The following is a 17,608-nucleotide window of genomic DNA, read 5'->3' on the forward strand; positions in this document are numbered from 1 at the left end:
TTATTTACTCTCCGTATTTTCACTTTCAATTCTAATTATAGCCTTTTCTATTCGACGTTCTATTTCGCTTTTATCATCAAATACAGAATCAATTACTTCATCTTTAACATTTTCTTTTAAATAATTAATCTTTTCGTTAATTGGACTTTTATCGAATAGGATAATTGCATTCAATTCAGCTGTAAAATTAGCTCTCCGTATTTTTCTTATTAATTCTTTATTCTGTATACTATCAATACTTCTCCTATTTAGTAGTTCTAAGCCCGCCTTATAAAAATCATTATACATTTCATGTTCATAACCATAATATTTCCCAATAGAAGCGTTACTTCCATTTCTGTATTTATGAAACAAATATATAGGCTTACTAATAATCAAATATGAGTCAATATACTTAGCAATTTCTAAATTAAACAGATAATCTGCCCCATATACATCATTTCTAAATTCATATTTTTTTATTGTACTTCTCTTATATAGATTCGCCTGATTCACCATCAAATTACTTCGTAATAAATCATGCCAAACATCTAAATCCGCTTCATCCTTCCAAAACAAATCTTCCGTTATATTTTCATCTATATCTATTCTATTTATTACATTCTGGTTATCATCACATTCGCAGAGTAATACTTTAGTCCAAATAACATCTGGGTGATTGTACATATCGATGCTTCTATCTAATATTTCTAAAGCATCTTCTTTTAGCTTGTCATCAGAATTCAGTATATAAATATACTCACCTACTGCGTTCTTAATGCCTTCGTTAAAGCTAGCATATATCCACTTATTTTCTTGATGAATTACTCTTAAATTCTTATATTGCTTCGACAACTCATCTGCTAGCTCGCCAGTTCCGTCCGTACTACCATCATCTACAACTATATATTCTAAATTGGCGTAATTCTGCTGCATAACACTAACAACAGCATTTTCTAAGTATTTCTTATTGTTATAAACCGCTGTTATTATAGAAAATCTAATATCATCCACTTTATTTTAGCTCCAATTAACTATTTATTTGCTCATAAGTATTTAATAACTCTCGTTTGGCAATTTCTACATCAACAAACTCCTCTGCTTTAGCAATTGCCTTCTTTGATATTTCATTTGTCGCATCTTTATCGTCAAACACTTTTCTTATAAAATAACTCATCATGTATGACTCATTTAGCGGATACAAATAACCATCGATACAATGGTCGACTACAGAACAAACACCACCAACATAACTACTAACTACTGGAACGCCAAGTAACATAGCCTCACAGATAGAATTCGATTCATTTTCTATGAGCGAAGGAGAAAGAAATACATTTGCGTTTAAATATTCTTCAACCATCTCCAGTTCATTTTTTCTTCCAATAAACTCCACAATGTCATATACCCCATACTTGATAAGTTCTTTCTTGATTACTTCCCCATAAGAACTTGATGCTTTTGTTGGATCTGCTCCACATATTCTAACTTTTACAGAAGAATATAATCCTTTTATTTTTGCAATCTCTGGAATTATTAAATGAAGTCCTTTTATAGGGTAAAATGCTTGGCTTATCATAATTTGATATTTATTACAATTAGCCATATTCCATTTATTTGATTCATAAAATACTTTCCGTAGCATCGGACGGCAAAAGTAATAGTTTCTTTTGGGATTAATCATCCCAGTACATGCTCTATCCCACTCAGTTCTACCTATTACATTTTGTGCGATTTCTAATGAACGTAATTCAAAAGCTCCCTTGTGTTTATATTCAAGTGCCTCTTTATATATTGAGGGTTTACCACCAATCTCTTTAGCTATTGTTTCTTCATTAAGCCCATAAGTATATATATCACCTATATAAGCTGCTAATCCTTGAATGTTTATAACTACTCTTTCAATTAGTCCATTTTCTCTGCACATATCGACCATTGAAAATGTATGCTCGTTTTCTGTTCCCCAGATATGGATAATATCAGGATTAAAATCATTTACAATCTCTTTAAACCTTGTCTTTTGACTGTTTATATTTGTGTTTGATTCATTGGATATCATTAAAAAAGAATAATACTTATAATTATTAAAAATGCCATCGCGTAAATATTTAGGATTCTTAATAGGTACACACAATCCTAACTCCAATCCTTTTTCCATCTGCATCTCAGCCCACGCTCTTGAAATCCAACCACCACCATTCGGTTTATTTAATCCAAATGTTGTCGCTAGTTCTGGAAGAATAATATTACATAGCCATAATACTCTCATAAATTATTGTTCTTAACCTCTTTATTCCATCAATACTGATTTATCCACGTTAGATATATTCTTATACCCCTTATTTTTTAAATATCTATTAATCTCTTCTGCCATATTAATATTCTTGACTGATATAATTATGTTACTATTCTTTGGATAGTTATCTATGTTATCTACTATTATCCCTTCTACTTCTTTTGGATTCCCCTCTATATTAGTCACAGCTATTCCATCTGGCTTGCATTTGTATTTATTAAAAATATTGATTAATGCTCTACACATCTGTCCAGCACCATATATTATCAAAGGATTTTTATCGTTCTTATATTTCTGTACAATTTCATATGTGTGATGATTACCATATTCGTCTAGTATATTCTTCCAGGCTTTGCTATTTCCTTTCCAATCATATTCATTACCGGAATCGTCATAAGTATCATTTATCGTATAATCAATAATTGATAATAAATCGTTTATTTCTTTTGAATTAACAATAATCTCTTCACTATTTAAGTTATTGTCATTCCTTATATTAACTAACTTAATCTCTTTATTTGGGAAAATCGTCGAAAAATCTTTTAGAAATTTTCCCATCTCATCTAGGCTAACCAACCTATTTGATAGAAGAAATAGTTTATTAGCATTTATAATTCTATCCCTTTGATTTTGATAACGTTTAGTCATACTCTCAAGGAATCTATCTTGTCCATCAAGCAAAGATAATTCTTTGGGAAAATGATGCAATGAAATAATATGATTGTTTACATCTATTACTCTTCGGCTATTATCATCCCCTACTCCTTCTTCTTTTATATTTTTAAAGAAATCTTCAAAATTCGTTTCAAATAAATGTATTACCGTGTCAAGTGAATAATCTTTTTGCCAATCCAACGGAAAAGCCTCATCCCTTAAACCATTTATTCTCAATTGATGTGCAGGTCTACATGCCCAACCTATAGACATATATACATCATATATTTCCATGCTTCGTCTCTTTCAATTAACAAGTTTTTTATAAAATACTTCACCTATTTTATAAGGATTCTTTTCGTTATAAACACCATTTTTTATATACAAATAATCATCCTCGTCCTTTTCATATCTAAGTAACGATTCAAGCATTTTTTGAACAAAATACATAGAATCTTCTTTTTTTAATTCTTCTATCAAAAGCATTTCTCTAATTCCGCTAAGAATTCTTGCTTGAAGGTTTTCAAAATCACCTGTACGCTCAACACATTCCATGACTGTATCATCCAGACTCCCTGAAATCATATATGCAATTTTCTCATTTTCACCTAATGGGCAATTTGCTGCTTTAAGTAACCTATATTCATATGTTAAATCTTCTATTCTTTTTTCACATACACTTCTAATATTCTCTTCAGAGTCAATGTTCCACTCCTCAAGCATAGATTTGAAGTCTTCGTATATTTCGTTTCCTATTATGTGTGAATAATCATAATATTTTCTAGAAGCATTGCGCTCACTCTCATATACGAAATGGTTGTAGCAAATAAAATCACCTAATATATATGCAGTCTTAGCATATCTAGCTATTTCATTATTGAAGAATCTATCCCCCATGTAATTATCATTTCGATATAGATGTCTCTCCGCTAATGACCTCTTATAGAAATTAATATTATTTGATACATATCTTTTCTTTATTAAGTCAATCCATTTATTATGGAACTCATCTTGGTTACTTAAAAATTCCTCTTTCAATACCATTTTTGAATAACCATTAAGATCCTCTTTTATGATATTTTGTTCTTCATCACACAAATGCTGAGTTATTTGAGAAAAAATAATGTCCGGGTTATACTTTTTTGCCACTTTGGCAACTCTTTCCAAAGTTCCTGGAGTCATAGTATCATCTGAATTTACAATAAAAACATACTCACCTTTGGAATTTAATATCCCTGTATTAAAACTTGCAAAAATCCATTGATTCTTTTGGTGAATAACCTTTATTCTTTCATCTGATTTAGCTATGTCATCTAATATTTCTGGAGTTCTGTCCGTTGATCCATCATCTACAATTATGTATTCAAAGTTTTTATAACTCTGATTTAGGACACTTTGAATTGCAGATTTCACTAATACTTCGTTGTTATATACTGCTGTTATAATAGAAAATAGTATTTCGTTATTCTCTGCCATCTGCTTTCTAATACTCCTAACAATTATTTCCCCATAGTCACTTCTGTTTGTACTGCTGGCTTTTCAGCCACATCATTTTCAGGAGTAAATCCCCTACATTTCTTGCAAAAATTCGTATACCCCTTGTTTGTATAGCCTAATCTAAACTCAATCAATTCATTTCTAGTCTCAGTTGTAAACAAATTCAAATCATATGATTCTTCTGTATCCTGTTCTCCAGCTATTCCAGCCACAGTTGCATACGCCGCGTAATTACAACTATAAAGCTTTCCATCACGTAATTCTTCCCATGATTGTCCACAAGAATCCCTGTGATTTATTAACCACTCTTCTGATTTATCCGAATAATCCGTTCTATCTGGAGCCAAATCAATCCACGACTCAGCTTTATTTATATAGTACTTAATCCCGTACTCATCAAATTTTGAAATGAGCTTATCAAATCTATCATTAAATCTAGGCACGGCTTCTCTATAATCATCTACCGTCACTTCTACATTACATTTAGCTAATACTTCAAGAATTTCATCCTTTGGAACAACGGTGCCATTTGTAACCGTTCTCAAGACTCCAATTCTATCTCCATAATTTTCATCAATGTACTGGATTAATTCCGCTATGTGTTTATAGAGCATTGGTTCTCCACCACTCACATGAAAAAGCATAATCTTATCCACGCAGTCAAAAAACAAATCTACATCATGCTTCAAATCATCCAATTCTCTTACAAAAAACTCTTTTGCAAATGGATTGAAATTCAAGCAGTTTTTACAATTTAAATTACAAATAGTACTTGGAAGGAATGATATTGCTGTCATATATACTTTCTGGTACTTGTATGAAAAATATACGGAAAGGAATTCTTCGATGATAAAAAAGTCATCGTTTCTTTTTAATCCTTTTGCTTTTAACTGTTCAATAGTCGCTACTCTTGCAAACTGGGACATAGTTAAAATAATCGCGTGCTTACTATCGACTTTAGCTTCATTAAGCGAGATACATTTTAATCCGTTTATAATAGTTCCCTGTTTCTTTACATCATTGTCTATATATGCGATAAAAGGCACTTTATTATTTGTAATTTCATAAAAGAGATTTCCAAAATCTCCTGCACCAAATAAATAGAAACTTTCTTTTTCTATTATTTTTGAATACACAGCATCATACTCATGCCCCTTATTAATCCATTTCATGTATGTTCTCCTAATTATTTATAAGTCTTTTATATAACTCAACTCTATCCGGATAATTCTTGTTAAGCTCCAAATAAACGCTTTCATACGACAGCATTATTTCTCTAAAATACTTCTTCGCTGTTGAATCCTCTTTTTCGATTGCTATCTCAATGCCTTCTATGGCGTGATATACAAGAATTCTAATTGCATAGTTAACTGTCTCTTCTTTTACTTTCGCATTTTTAAGCAATTCAACAGTTTCTTTATATGATTCTGTCAAATCTCTTGCTTTCGAAATATCATTTGAGTGGCTACCAGAACCTACTCTAAATGTATAATGATAAAAAGGTCTGTCCATATACTTCGCTCTGTTGGCTTTTAAAATAGCTCTAGCTAGATATGTGACATCCGCTCCTAAATAAATATCCTCATCAAATCTCCTCAATGTACCTTCATCTTCTAATATCTCTCGTTTGTATATTTTGTTCCAAATATATGCAAAGTTCCTATATAAATCGCGTTTATAAACATAATCTAGTAATTCTTCATTGTCTATTAAATTAGAGGATACATTAAGTTCATTTTCCACCTTCACTGGTTTCTCTTCTTTCACTTTGTACCATGAACATGCAACTAAATCTAAATCCTCTTCTTCCGCCACCCTCATCATGCTGTCGTACATATCCTCTTCAATCCAATCATCGCAATCTACAAAAGTGATATAGTCTCCATTAGCTTGCATTAATCCTACATTGCGAGCATGGCTTTCTCCACTATTCTTTTGATGAATAGCAATCACTCTACTATCTTTTGATGCTACTTCATCCAAATAATCCTGTGCTCCATCTGTTGAGCCATCATCGACACATATTATTTCAAGATTAGAATATGTCTGATTAACAACACTATCTAAGCACTTTTTAAAATATTCCAGTTGGTTATAAACTGGTATAATTACCGATAATTTCTTTTTCATATATCAACGCTGTCCCTTACTCTTGCAACACCAAAAACTCCCCATGAAAACTTTAATATAGCTAATAACAAAAACAGCTGGGCCTAACGACCCAGCTGACAAAAACACTACCATATAATCACACTGCATCAAAGGCTTCCGCTATGTGGTATTGCTTATATTTCCCATAGCAATATTCTAACATATTTATCGGCTATTTCCCTTGAAACTTTCTACAAACTATGAACTTTTCGTGAACTTTTTGATTAATAATTAGCTTTCAACTTATATTACTTTTGACGGATAATCCTCAAGATTATGAAATAATCCAACGATAAAGACATCATCACCTTCTATGCGAAATATTAATTTATACTGCATACTCAAAAACAATGCCTCTTTATAGCCTTTTCCTCTAAGATAATCATCTTTTGAATCAGCAAATTGATATGGATTATCTTCAAGTCTGTCATAAATAGCAAGAATTTCATCTAACAACCGTCTCGCTGCCTTAGGGTTTTCCAATTTATTTATTATATAATATACACTAGAATCAATTAGCTCTTCCGCTCTATCGGTAACAATCAAATTATAAGCCATATTTCTCCTTCACAGCAGACAACGATTTTCTAGCGTCTTTTATTCTTCCTTCTTTAATCTGCTGTTCCGATTGTTCTATATCGCTATACATATTCCATTTCTTCTGCGTTTTTTCAAATAACTCAATGCTCATAAGCACCATATCGCCATACCCATTTTTTGTTATATAAATAGGTTCATCTGCCTTATGGCACATTTCAGATATATTTGAAGTATTTTTCAAATCTTTAATTGGCAAAATTTGTGGCATAGAAATCATCCCCTTTCTCATGGTCTAATTATACCATAATTATACCACTCTCTCAAGATTCGTTCTTCCAATTATATCCTCCTCAAAATCTCCTGGGCCACCTTCTCACTTGCATTACCGTCAAAAACCAATCCGATTTTTCCAAAGAACTCGTCCAGCCTAGCCTCATATTTCTGCTGGTCAAAATGCAATACATCGTGCTCTAGGTCATCATTATTGGTGGCGATTGAGAATGGGAATACCCAGTCCTCTCCTGGGAACATTTCCTGATTTGCTGTGACCTTGTCAAGGGAGTCAGTGGTCATGTTCCAGTATAGTGACCCTCTATCCCTTTCATATTTTTCTATATCGTCTGCATAGATAAATACTGGCATTTTTGCAAATGCTGCCTCAAAACATGCACTAGAGTAATCTGTCATGTAGGCATCCATAGCTGCCATGATTTCATACAAATCGTCTGCCTGGCTTTCGTTGAGGATTCTATCAGCGATTTCATCATTTTCATAATCAGAGAATCCTGCTGCAAGCTGCGGATGTACTCTAAAGCAGATGTACCATTTGCCTCCAAATTTCTCCTCAAGACAGTCAATCAAATGTTTAAAATCTACACTCCAAAGCTGCGAATATACAAAACGTTTTCCATCTTTGGCACCCTCTCTAAAAGTAGGAGCAAACAACAGAATCTTTGCATCTTCTGGCAGACCATTTTTTATCCTATATTTCTGCTTAATGACGCTTCTATCACCATATAGCACATCGCATCTAGGTGCACCTGTCTTAAGATAATGGCCATCGTAAATAAGCCCCTTTGGACTAGCCAGCTCACAGAATTTCGAATCAATTATCAAATCATCTATCATATCCGAATCATTTTTACTAACCAGATATGCCATTTTTGAAAAGCCTGCTCCGCGCCATAATCCAACAGTCTTGATACCGAGTGTATAGTGATTCGTATTTACGTAGTACTGACCTTTTCTCTTTACTGTTCCATAAGGTTTTCTGTAATTATCAATCCACACTTTTGAACGAGTCAGATAGTATGCTCTAGACCACAGAGTGTTTGGAACCTTTTTTATATAATCAGGGAATTCTTTTTCCCAAGCATTTTTATTTACAAACCAAACAAATTTAAGAGATCCATCCATTTTGTGAAGTTTTTCAACAACATACTTAGGATTGCATCCAAATCCGCCTTTTCCCTCAAAAGTACATACGCTTACAAGTTTTTTATCAATAGGAAAAACTCTACAAAAATAAAAGCACATGCTGTTACACAGTGCTTTTATTCTTCTTTTTAAAATGTACAAATCTTCTTTTTTCATTATCCGCCCAATCCCTATTAATTAGACTCCCCTATTCTCGTGAATGAGGAACTTCTCCATAACAGAAGCCATAGTTATTGATTCTTTTCTTGTGAGCTTGAACTCGCTAGTGCTGTTTCCATTAATTTGATTTAATGTATCAGCGATTTCGTATCTAAGTCCATCGCCCAAATAAGACTCAGAATATTTTTCCACATGCTCCGCATTTTCAAAATGCACTTCAAAATATGTTGTCTTCCACCAAGGAGCATCTACAACGATATATCCAAGTGTACCTGCTATCAAAAGACGTCCTTCACTTTTTACTCCTAGGCCACATGTTGCTGTAGCAAGTCCTCTTGGGAATTTCATAGAGCATTTGGTAAACAAATCTAATCCATTCTCGCCACGTATGCTGTCAAAAGATATATCCTCGTACTCTATTCCTAAGAGCTTAATTATTGGAAGCAAGCAATAACTTCCTAATTCAATAAAGCTTCCACCATACTGCAAATCTGTAAGCTCACGACTATCTGCCTTTTCAAGCTTTGTGAAGCATGCATCTACATATTTAATGTTTCCAATGATACCACTTCTAGCCACATCAATGAGTTTTATAAATCCTGGGCAATAAGCTGTTTTGATACCTTCAATAACAACTACTTGCTTTTCTTTTGCCATATCAAAAAGCTCTCTAGCTTGATCTTCTTTTAAAACTAATGGCTTTTCACTGATAACATGCTTTCCAGATTCAATAGCTTTTTTGATGTATTCGTAATGATACTGATGTGGACAAGCAATATATGCAATATCTATATTTTCAAATAGTTCTTCCTCTGTTTTAAAGCAATTGATATCATGGTCATCAGCGAAAGTAGCTGCACTTTCTGTATGCGGATTGTATACGCCTTGAATATTTACACCAGATACACCTACTGCCTCTCTTACGAATCGGCCAGCAATTCTACCATTCCCTATGATTCCAATTCTCTTAATACTAAAAGCCTCATTGCGAAGCATAGTAGATGATACATCCTTAGTTCGCTCAAGATATACCACTTCACAATACTCTCTAAGATAATCGAATTTGCCAATCCAATCACTACCAACAGTAAATATGTCTATATCATACTTCTGTATATCACTAACCTTTTGTCCGTATGATTCTTCAATTATTATCTCATCCGCAAAACCACTTTTGCGTACATTTTCTACTCTAGTAAGCAAATCATCAACTACATTAAGCTTACCTCTTTGTCTATCATAGCTCTCAGTGGTTACCCCAACGATTAGGTAATCACCCAGTGCTTTTGCTCTTTGTAATAATTTGTAATGACCTTCATGGAATAAATCAAAGGTTCCGTAAGTAATTACTTTTTTCATATATATTCCTTCTCAGCCCCATGGCTTCATAAAAAACTATAGAATTCTATGATAGTTATCGGCTATTACAAATTTAATTTTACTATTCTATTGTAGAAAAAGCTCTATTATTCACAAAATGTCCATAAGAAATTCAACAAGTCATAAAGCTTTCACTCTATAAATATCTTCCCAGCATCTCCTGAACACAATCATATATCTTATTTGATTCACGTTTTGCTTTAACTAAATTAAGCCCGATTTTCTCTGCTACAGCCAACACATCATCTTCACTTGGGTTTGAACCATTTCCATTGACCATTGTTGCATGTTCGCCAGCAATAGAATTGCTATATGTCAAGTCATATGCAGGTGATAAATGCCACTGAGCCTCCTTGTCATCATAAAGATAACTAAAGTTTTTAGAATGATCATCTCTATTGTGCGCATATACATTAAAACACATAATCCTAAATAGTTTCTCGCAATCTTCCATCGATTTAGTAAGTTGCAGTGTGAGTCGCATCAATGTATTGTAGTCTAAATTAGGCACTCGATGTGATGTTTCCAATAATCCAGCTGCCGATACCATGTGTACTCTATAATTGTCGCCCTTCTTTTTTCGGTCAAATCGTTTTGTTCCAAAATAGCCCATACACTTTTTCGATTCAAACAATCTCACTTCTTCCATCTCTATTCCACATTCTTTTGCGCAAATAGCATAGTCATATTCGATCTTTCCGATATCTTTACTATCATCACTTGAAGGGAACTTAATAATCCAATCTTCTCCATCAACTTCCGTAAGAATCTTTGGTCTCGCCCCTCCTGAAGAACCACCATTTTCAAACAGATAATCTAACCCCTTTGTAGATTCAGTTTGAAGGATTTCCTTGCATTCCTCAGCTATGATGTCCAGCCCTTTTTTCTCCTCGCCTCTACTTAAAACAGTTTGAGGCTTATAAGCAAGTGCCCCCATCCCAGATTCACCTACAATAGCTAACCTGTCGAGATTCCCCATACTCTCTGGATTAAGACCATTTCTTCTCATTAAACGGTCAACAAGAAGTCTTCCCCATCCATCTGGAAGGCTATCTGCAAAAACACCATATAATCCACCAAATGGATCTAGCTTCGGTATAAACACACCTTTCTCTAGAGGTAGAGAAAAAGGACTGATTGAAAAACCATCTTTCAGCCAGTCTTTACTATACTCAAATGCCGCCAAAGTATCTTTATACAATGCCATAGTTCCAATTAAACGATTTCCAAAATAAACATCTAATTTACTAACTTTGCTCATTTATAATCTCCTCTATAGATGAAAAAGGCACAGATGTAAACAATGTCTCTAGCTCCTCTTCAACATTCAAGGCTATGGCAATCTTTGTTAAGGACTGTAACGAAATTTCACCTGTCTGCTCAAATCGTTTTATAGAAGCAAAGCTTACTCCTGATTTCTTCGCCAATTCATTCTGAGTTATCTTTTTTCTTTTTCTAAGCAGACGGACATTACCTGCTATCTCTTTATTTATTTCATTCCATGTTTTCTGATATAAATTAATCATGCTAATATATTAGCACTTTTCTCCATAATTGTATATAAATGCTAATATATTATCCCTAAGCCCCTGACATTCCCCCTACCTATAAATTTCTCAAACTAAAACGAGCTGCTTCCCAACTTCCATTGAAATCGAAAAGCAGCTCTCAAGCGAAAACTGATAATGTCATTATTAAGTTCCTTTCTCGAATTGTCTTTCCTGCTGTGCCTTCGCGTCAGCCAATCTGACCTTTGTCAAATCAGCCACCGGAGAATTGGACTTCCTGCCGAAATTGCAATTCTTTTGTTTTATACTTTTTATATCGGCAGAAAATCCTATTTATTAATATCCATTCAAGAATCTAGCATGTCCATAATATCCACCATCTTCACATCATGGCAGCCCATGCGCACACTATTTACAAATACAAACTTCTCCTCCTCAGTCTTGTCATAAAGAGCTATTATATACTGCTCATTGGTATAAAGCAGGAATACATCATGATTGCTGGAATTTTCCTTAATTTGCTCCTCCAGCTTTTCCATCGATTTTGCTGACGCAAAATATACAATATACTCCTTGCCCTTCTTTTCCATCAATTTCATTATGTAGCAAAGCATCCTGATATGAGTCGGGTTTACGATATCCACTTTATCAAGCAAATCTCTTTGAAGTTTATCCTCTAGTAAAGACGACTTTCTTACCACTCCACTTAAGTCAGCAGCCGCTCCCTCTACAGTCATCACGCTCAGCTCTTTTCTATCAATAAGTCTTATGAATATCTCTGCAAGGGCTGGATCAAACTGAGTTCCAGAATTCTTTAGTATTTCCTCTCTAACCTGCTCATCTGTCAGTCGCTTTCTGTATACACGGTTAGATGTCATAGCATCATAGCTATCGGCGAGAGCCAAAATTCTAGCTATAAGTGGAATATCTGTATCTGAAAGTCCATCTGGATACCCAAGTCCATCGAATCTCTCGTGATGATATCTGATACCATCTAAAACGCCCTTAATCTCCTGCCCCAAAGAGTTCATTATTTCATAGCCAATTTCTGTGTGCTTTTTCATAAGGCTAAATTCTTCAGCAGTAAGGCGTCCTGATTTATTCAGCACCGTGTCAGCCACACCGATTTTTCCGATATCATGCACCAAGCCTATATAATGGACACGCAAGATATCTTCTTCCGTCAAATCATAGTCCGCCGCCATCTCTCTGGCCAAACGACTGGCGTAAAATCCTACACGCTCCGAATGTCCGCCTGTATACTCATCCCTTGCATCTATAGCGCCGGCAATCGTCTGGATTGTGTTAATAGTCATGGCTGTCTGCATCTTCTCGCGATTTTCAACTCCATTCACTTCATCATAAACAGTCTGTATGATTGTGGCCACCATGAGAAACAGCATAGCTATGCAGATAGACCCACCAAACACATGGAATCGATTCAAATAAAATCCCAGCAATTCATTAAGTGACATAATGATAAAGCATACCATTCCAATTATGGTAATTGCGTATGTCCGTCCCCTCTTTGTGTAGATATCTATCACTATAGTCGCTATCGCAAGCACCGCACAAAATGCAATCCACATGTGGGAATACTTCATAGTTACATACAGGTCAGCTATTTTTAATACATGCAAGCCAACATTTAAAACCACTTGGCCAAGAACTATACACTCAGCTACAAGATAAAATCTATGATATACACCGTGCTGCACCTCATCAAAATAGAGGCAAGCCATTGCACCTATTAATTCCACAAGAATATATGAAAAATACATAGTAAGAGATGGTCTACTAAATATAAACTGTCTCAACCCTGACTCACTTATAATCCACAGTGCTATATTTATCATCAAAAAGCCCAAGTTTCTCGGTGTATTTGCATTAAAATACTTTCTCAAAACAAATGCCGCAACTACCATCAATACACCAAGTATTAAAATAATTATGGCAAATACTGAAGCAGGCAAACCTTTTTTGATGACGTCAAACCACACATTATTACCATAGCTGATTCGCACCTCATTTACTACCGGCTGCTCCTTAGGGCATATCACCATTCTAATGATTTTTCCGGAATCCTCTTCGTTCAAATCAATTACTACATATGCACTAGGAATATAATAGGACATATCCTTTATGGATGCAGTTGTATACTCAACTCTTTTTTCCTCATCCACATATATAGTCACATCCTGCATATTTGCCCTAATCATCAGACTCATGCCATCACTCAAATCACCTGGCAGAGCATTAACAAGTTCTATTTCCTCACCTTTTTCCGTATTAAGTTCCAGGGGCAAATCCACCTTCCGCTCCGTCCCTCTAGACAAAAGAGTCCAATTTCTATCTAAAGTAGCCGCACTAAAAGAACCTTTATATAGCTCCTGGGAATTATTGCTATCCCACATAGCAACTCCCATGATAATAAAGATTATGGCAAGTATAAACATTACCCCTAGTCGGACAATGTTATCTATAACCCCTACTACAGATTGACCCGTTTCTTTCCCCATTAATTACTGCTCCGCAATTGCATTTTCATTTATAACATCTGTAACATCAGAAATTTTTATATAATAGCCACAGTTCTTCTTGCTAGCTTTTCTAAGAATTCCAATTTCGTATGTACAGATCTGATCCTTATATCTATATGGTTTTCCATTTATTTTTTCCTGATTGCCCTCTCTTACAAATTCATTTAGAGGCTGACGTAAAAATGTATTAAATCGCCCTCCGCTTCCTGGGATTTTTTCCTCCAACTCCCAATTTTTTAGTTCAGGAAAATATTCCTCCGCCTTCTCATTACTTCCCATGTATTTAAGCTTCTTTGAAAAAAGAATATAGGCGGTCTTCTGCAATTCATCTGCAAAAATATTAATATTATTCACCGAATAAATGGACAATTTAGTCAACGGAATCAACATGAGTCCTATTGAAAGGGTAAAAGATACCGGCATCAATTCAATATTCAAATGTAATAATCTCTCAATCAGATACACTCCCACAGATAGAATATCTACAAAAATAAACATATCAATATTAATGCGGCTAACGATTGTTCTTTTATTTATAAAAAAGAGGCTAACAACTAGTCCTGCGGCTGTGTAACCCAGCAAGGCTAATAAATAGACGGTATGCATAGGCCCATAGGTTTTCTCCAAATATACTCCTGTAGATCCCTCATGAAAAATCGCATCCTTATAGAAAAAAGTATATTTAGTTCCCATTGTGCATACTGAAAGATATATAAGAATTTGAATAGAAAATAATATTGTACTCACTCTCTTAGAAAGAGTTATTCTGCACAGATTACATATGCTAAAAAAAATAGTAATTGGCGCAAATACACCTATGACATAGGCAATTTTATTTGCAAGAAGTGCCTCTTGAAGATTTGATGACGTAGCAAGGGCATAGTATCCGCCATTTCCTATGGCAATCGACGATGTCAAAACTACTGTCCAAATACCTATACTTCTTCCATACCCTATTAGATAAAGAAGCATAACAAGTACAACCAAAAAACAGATAAGATAAATCATATAGTCCCCTACAACCTATTATTTTATCCGCAGAAATAGTTACTTTTCATAACGCCCTTTATAGCAATTATATACTTTTTCTTGGTAACTAAAAAGGCTTCTCACAGAAATCACATAATTACCTGTGAGAAGCCAATTCTTATACTTCAAAATATGCCTTCAAAGCATCTAAATTTCTAGTTGCTGCAGCTCGGCCCAGCTCGTAAACTCTCTGAAGTTCATCAGGATTTCTTTCGATTGGACCTATGTTAAGAGGCTCATCTGGTCTGATGACAAATACCTTTCCGGCCTCCTCCTGATTTCTGATGTATTCCTTTTCCTTGTTGTACATCTTGTATCTATTTCTCATTGTATCAAGCATGTTAGGGAATTTGCCAAGCTTTAACTTTGCAAGCCACATATGTGCCTGAGGCTTTTTAATGTAATCCTTGGTCTGAGTCTCGATAACGAGAATCTTGTCACATCCCTGCTTTTCCATAAACTCAAGAGGAATCGAATCAGACATTCCACCATCTAAATAAAGCCCACCATCAATCTCCACTGGTCGTGAAACAATCGGCATAGATGCAGATGCTCTAATCCACTGAATGTCTACTCCATATGGATTATGGCTTTCGTTGTCACACTTGTGATAAACAGCCTTGCCTGAATTGATATCAGTTACTACACAGTAAAAATCCATTGGATTGCTGTAAAATGTCTCAGTGTCCCATAAATCCAGCTCATATGGAAGTGTGTTGTAGCAAAATGATACGTTGTAAATATCTCCTGTAGTTAAAAGAGAATGCACACTGGCATATCTCTTGTCTCCGCAGTAAATCTTGTTGTAACGGAGAGCTCTTCCTGGCTGCTTTGATTTGTAGTTCAAGCCAAATGTAGCTCCGGCAGATACACCAACCGCGCAGTCAAAATCAAAACCATTGTCCATCAAAACATCGATAATACCGCAGGTGAACATGCCTCGCATTGCTCCACCTTCCATAACTAATCCTTTTTTCATCCTCGCTTCCCTTCTTGTGCTCAATTATCTAGTCAAATCTTTTACCCACTTATATTTCTTGTAGTGGTGGTAAACCCAAGGCAATTTTCCCACTTCATCCACGCAAGTGCAAGCATAAACGCAAAGAACTGGCCATTTAAATACAAATGCTCCTAAAAATGCCAGAGGCACAGCTATGCCCCACATGCAAACTGCCAGGCTATATATATCAAACAGTGTATCACCTCCAGCACCAAAAACGCCATTGATTACCACTGTATTGATAGCTCTTCCTATCATATAAAAAGCCATTATAACCATCATTCCCACCAGATAGCTTTTGGCCTTCGGTGTGAGAATAATGAAATTTGATACAATCGGTGTCACCAGTAAAATGATACCTGTAGATAAAAATCCCACATAAACTGAAAGCTTTGCTATACGGCTACCGTACAATTTACCAGTATCTAGATTTCCTGCTCCCAGCTCATTTCCTACTATAATTCCACCGGCCGCACTGATACCATCACACAGACAGCACATCAAATCTCTCACAACTGCTGCAACGGAATTAGATGCCGCTGCGTCTGGACCCAAATGTCCCATAAATGCTGTATAAGATGTAAATCCTATTCCCCAGAACAGAGCTGCTCCCGCCAGAGGAAGACCGCATCTCACGTAATCTTTTGCCAACAGTCTGTCTCTCACTAACAAATCCTTTATTGTAGGATGAATAAAATCCTTTTGGAATGATGAGATAACAGCTGCACTAAACTCTATTATTCTTGCAATAAGTGTAGCCAGGGCCGCACCATTGGCACCCATAGCTGGCAGACCGAACAATCCAAAAATAAATATGCCGTTTAAAATAATATTTATAATTACAGCGCCAGAGCTAATAAGTGCACTTCTATCTGCATGACCAGTAACACGCATTGTGCCCAGGAAACACTGGGATAATCCTGTCAAAAGATAAGAATATCCTGCTATCCTAAGATATCCCATTCCTATTCCAATAAGATTCTTATCCTCAGCAAAAATCATCATCAACTGTCTTGGGAAGCAGGTACATGCCACGCAAAAACAAATTGAAATAATAAATGCGATTCTAAGACTCATTCCAAAAATCTTATGGAGAGTCTTTTTATCTCCCTTGCCCCAATACTGTGCACCAAGTATCGCAATGGAACCTGTCACTGCTGCAAGCATCATATTTTGGATAAACTGTATTTGTGTAGCAAGCGATACCGCCGCCATAGAATCCTGCTCCACTCGGCCGAGCATCACTGCATCACATGCCGCAACAAGCGCAAGCATCAAGCTCTGGAACGCCAGTGGCAATGTAAGATTCCACAGTCTATGAATAAAATCCTTATCTGAAAATAACCCCTGTTTCATATTTAACTCCTCAATTTTTCAGTCTTTAATATCATACCAATTAAATTGGGCACTAGCAATTGTTAAACGCTTAACTAAAGAC

At 35.2% G+C, this 17,608-nt stretch carries 16 protein-coding genes; all 16 read right to left on the reverse strand.

Annotated elements, in window-relative coordinates; translation table 11 throughout:
- Complete coding sequence (locus BLP50_RS09460; RefSeq protein ID WP_090154055.1) at positions 1–993, reverse strand: glycosyltransferase; 993 nt, start codon at positions 991–993, stop codon at positions 1–3.
- A gap of 16 nt (positions 994–1,009) precedes the next feature.
- Positions 1,010–2,248 carry a glycosyltransferase family 4 protein gene (locus BLP50_RS09465; RefSeq protein WP_090154057.1) on the reverse strand — a complete coding sequence of 413 codons (1,239 nt, stop codon included), beginning with the start codon at positions 2,246–2,248 and terminating at the stop codon, positions 1,010–1,012.
- Positions 2,249–2,269: 21 nt separating this feature from the next.
- Positions 2,270–3,223, reverse strand: a complete 954-nt coding sequence (locus BLP50_RS09470) for a DUF1796 family putative cysteine peptidase (RefSeq protein WP_090154059.1) — start codon at positions 3,221–3,223, stop codon at positions 2,270–2,272.
- 12 nt (positions 3,224–3,235) lie between these two features.
- On the reverse strand, positions 3,236–4,405 hold the full coding sequence (locus BLP50_RS09475; protein WP_090154060.1) for a glycosyltransferase family 2 protein: 1,170 nt from the start codon (positions 4,403–4,405) through the stop codon (positions 3,236–3,238).
- A gap of 23 nt (positions 4,406–4,428) precedes the next feature.
- A complete protein-coding gene (locus BLP50_RS09480) occupies positions 4,429–5,598 on the reverse strand; it encodes a radical SAM protein (RefSeq protein WP_090154062.1) in 1,170 nt (389 codons plus the stop codon).
- Positions 5,599–5,608: 10 nt separating this feature from the next.
- Positions 5,609–6,556: a glycosyltransferase gene (locus tag BLP50_RS09485; RefSeq protein WP_090154064.1), complete on the reverse strand. Its 948-nt coding sequence runs from the start codon at positions 6,554–6,556 to the stop codon at positions 5,609–5,611.
- Positions 6,557–6,820: 264 nt separating this feature from the next.
- Positions 6,821–7,135: a type II toxin-antitoxin system RelE/ParE family toxin gene (locus BLP50_RS09490; RefSeq protein WP_090154067.1), complete on the reverse strand. Its 315-nt coding sequence runs from the start codon at positions 7,133–7,135 to the stop codon at positions 6,821–6,823.
- Complete coding sequence (locus BLP50_RS09495; protein ID WP_090154069.1) at positions 7,125–7,385, reverse strand: type II toxin-antitoxin system Phd/YefM family antitoxin; 261 nt, start codon at positions 7,383–7,385, stop codon at positions 7,125–7,127. The genes BLP50_RS09490 and BLP50_RS09495 overlap by 11 nt, the downstream gene beginning before the upstream one ends.
- Before the next feature lie 71 nt (positions 7,386–7,456).
- Positions 7,457–8,710 (reverse strand): CDP-glycerol glycerophosphotransferase family protein, encoded by a 1,254-nt coding sequence (locus BLP50_RS09500; protein ID WP_090154072.1) that lies wholly within the window; start codon positions 8,708–8,710, stop codon positions 7,457–7,459.
- Between the two features lie 21 nt (positions 8,711–8,731).
- A complete protein-coding gene (locus tag BLP50_RS09505) occupies positions 8,732–10,072 on the reverse strand; it encodes a Gfo/Idh/MocA family oxidoreductase (protein ID WP_090154074.1) in 1,341 nt (446 codons plus the stop codon).
- Between the two features lie 157 nt (positions 10,073–10,229).
- A complete protein-coding gene (locus tag BLP50_RS09510; RefSeq protein WP_090154076.1) occupies positions 10,230–11,354 on the reverse strand; it encodes a type II toxin-antitoxin system HipA family toxin in 1,125 nt (374 codons plus the stop codon).
- Positions 11,341–11,619 (reverse strand): helix-turn-helix domain-containing protein, encoded by a 279-nt coding sequence (locus tag BLP50_RS09515; RefSeq protein WP_090154078.1) that lies wholly within the window; start codon positions 11,617–11,619, stop codon positions 11,341–11,343. The genes BLP50_RS09510 and BLP50_RS09515 overlap by 14 nt, the downstream gene beginning before the upstream one ends.
- A 329-nt stretch (positions 11,620–11,948) precedes the next feature.
- Positions 11,949–14,120 carry an HD-GYP domain-containing protein gene (locus tag BLP50_RS09520; RefSeq protein WP_090154080.1) on the reverse strand — a complete coding sequence of 724 codons (2,172 nt, stop codon included), beginning with the start codon at positions 14,118–14,120 and terminating at the stop codon, positions 11,949–11,951.
- Between the two features lie 3 nt (positions 14,121–14,123).
- The gene (locus tag BLP50_RS09525) at positions 14,124–15,149 is read right to left on the reverse strand and encodes a histidine kinase N-terminal 7TM domain-containing protein (RefSeq protein ID WP_090154082.1); all 1,026 of its coding nucleotides are present in this window, start codon (positions 15,147–15,149) and stop codon (positions 14,124–14,126) included.
- Positions 15,150–15,288: 139 nt separating this feature from the next.
- A complete protein-coding gene (locus BLP50_RS14560) occupies positions 15,289–16,149 on the reverse strand; it encodes a patatin-like phospholipase family protein (RefSeq protein ID WP_090154085.1) in 861 nt (286 codons plus the stop codon).
- Positions 16,150–16,173: 24 nt separating this feature from the next.
- Complete coding sequence (locus BLP50_RS09535) at positions 16,174–17,526, reverse strand: MATE family efflux transporter (RefSeq protein ID WP_090154087.1); 1,353 nt, start codon at positions 17,524–17,526, stop codon at positions 16,174–16,176.
- Positions 17,527–17,608: the final 82 nt, after the last annotated feature.

Origin of the sequence: Pseudobutyrivibrio sp. AR14 (assembly GCF_900101325.1) — a bacterium.
Classification (GTDB): Bacteria; Bacillota; Clostridia; order Lachnospirales; family Lachnospiraceae; genus Pseudobutyrivibrio.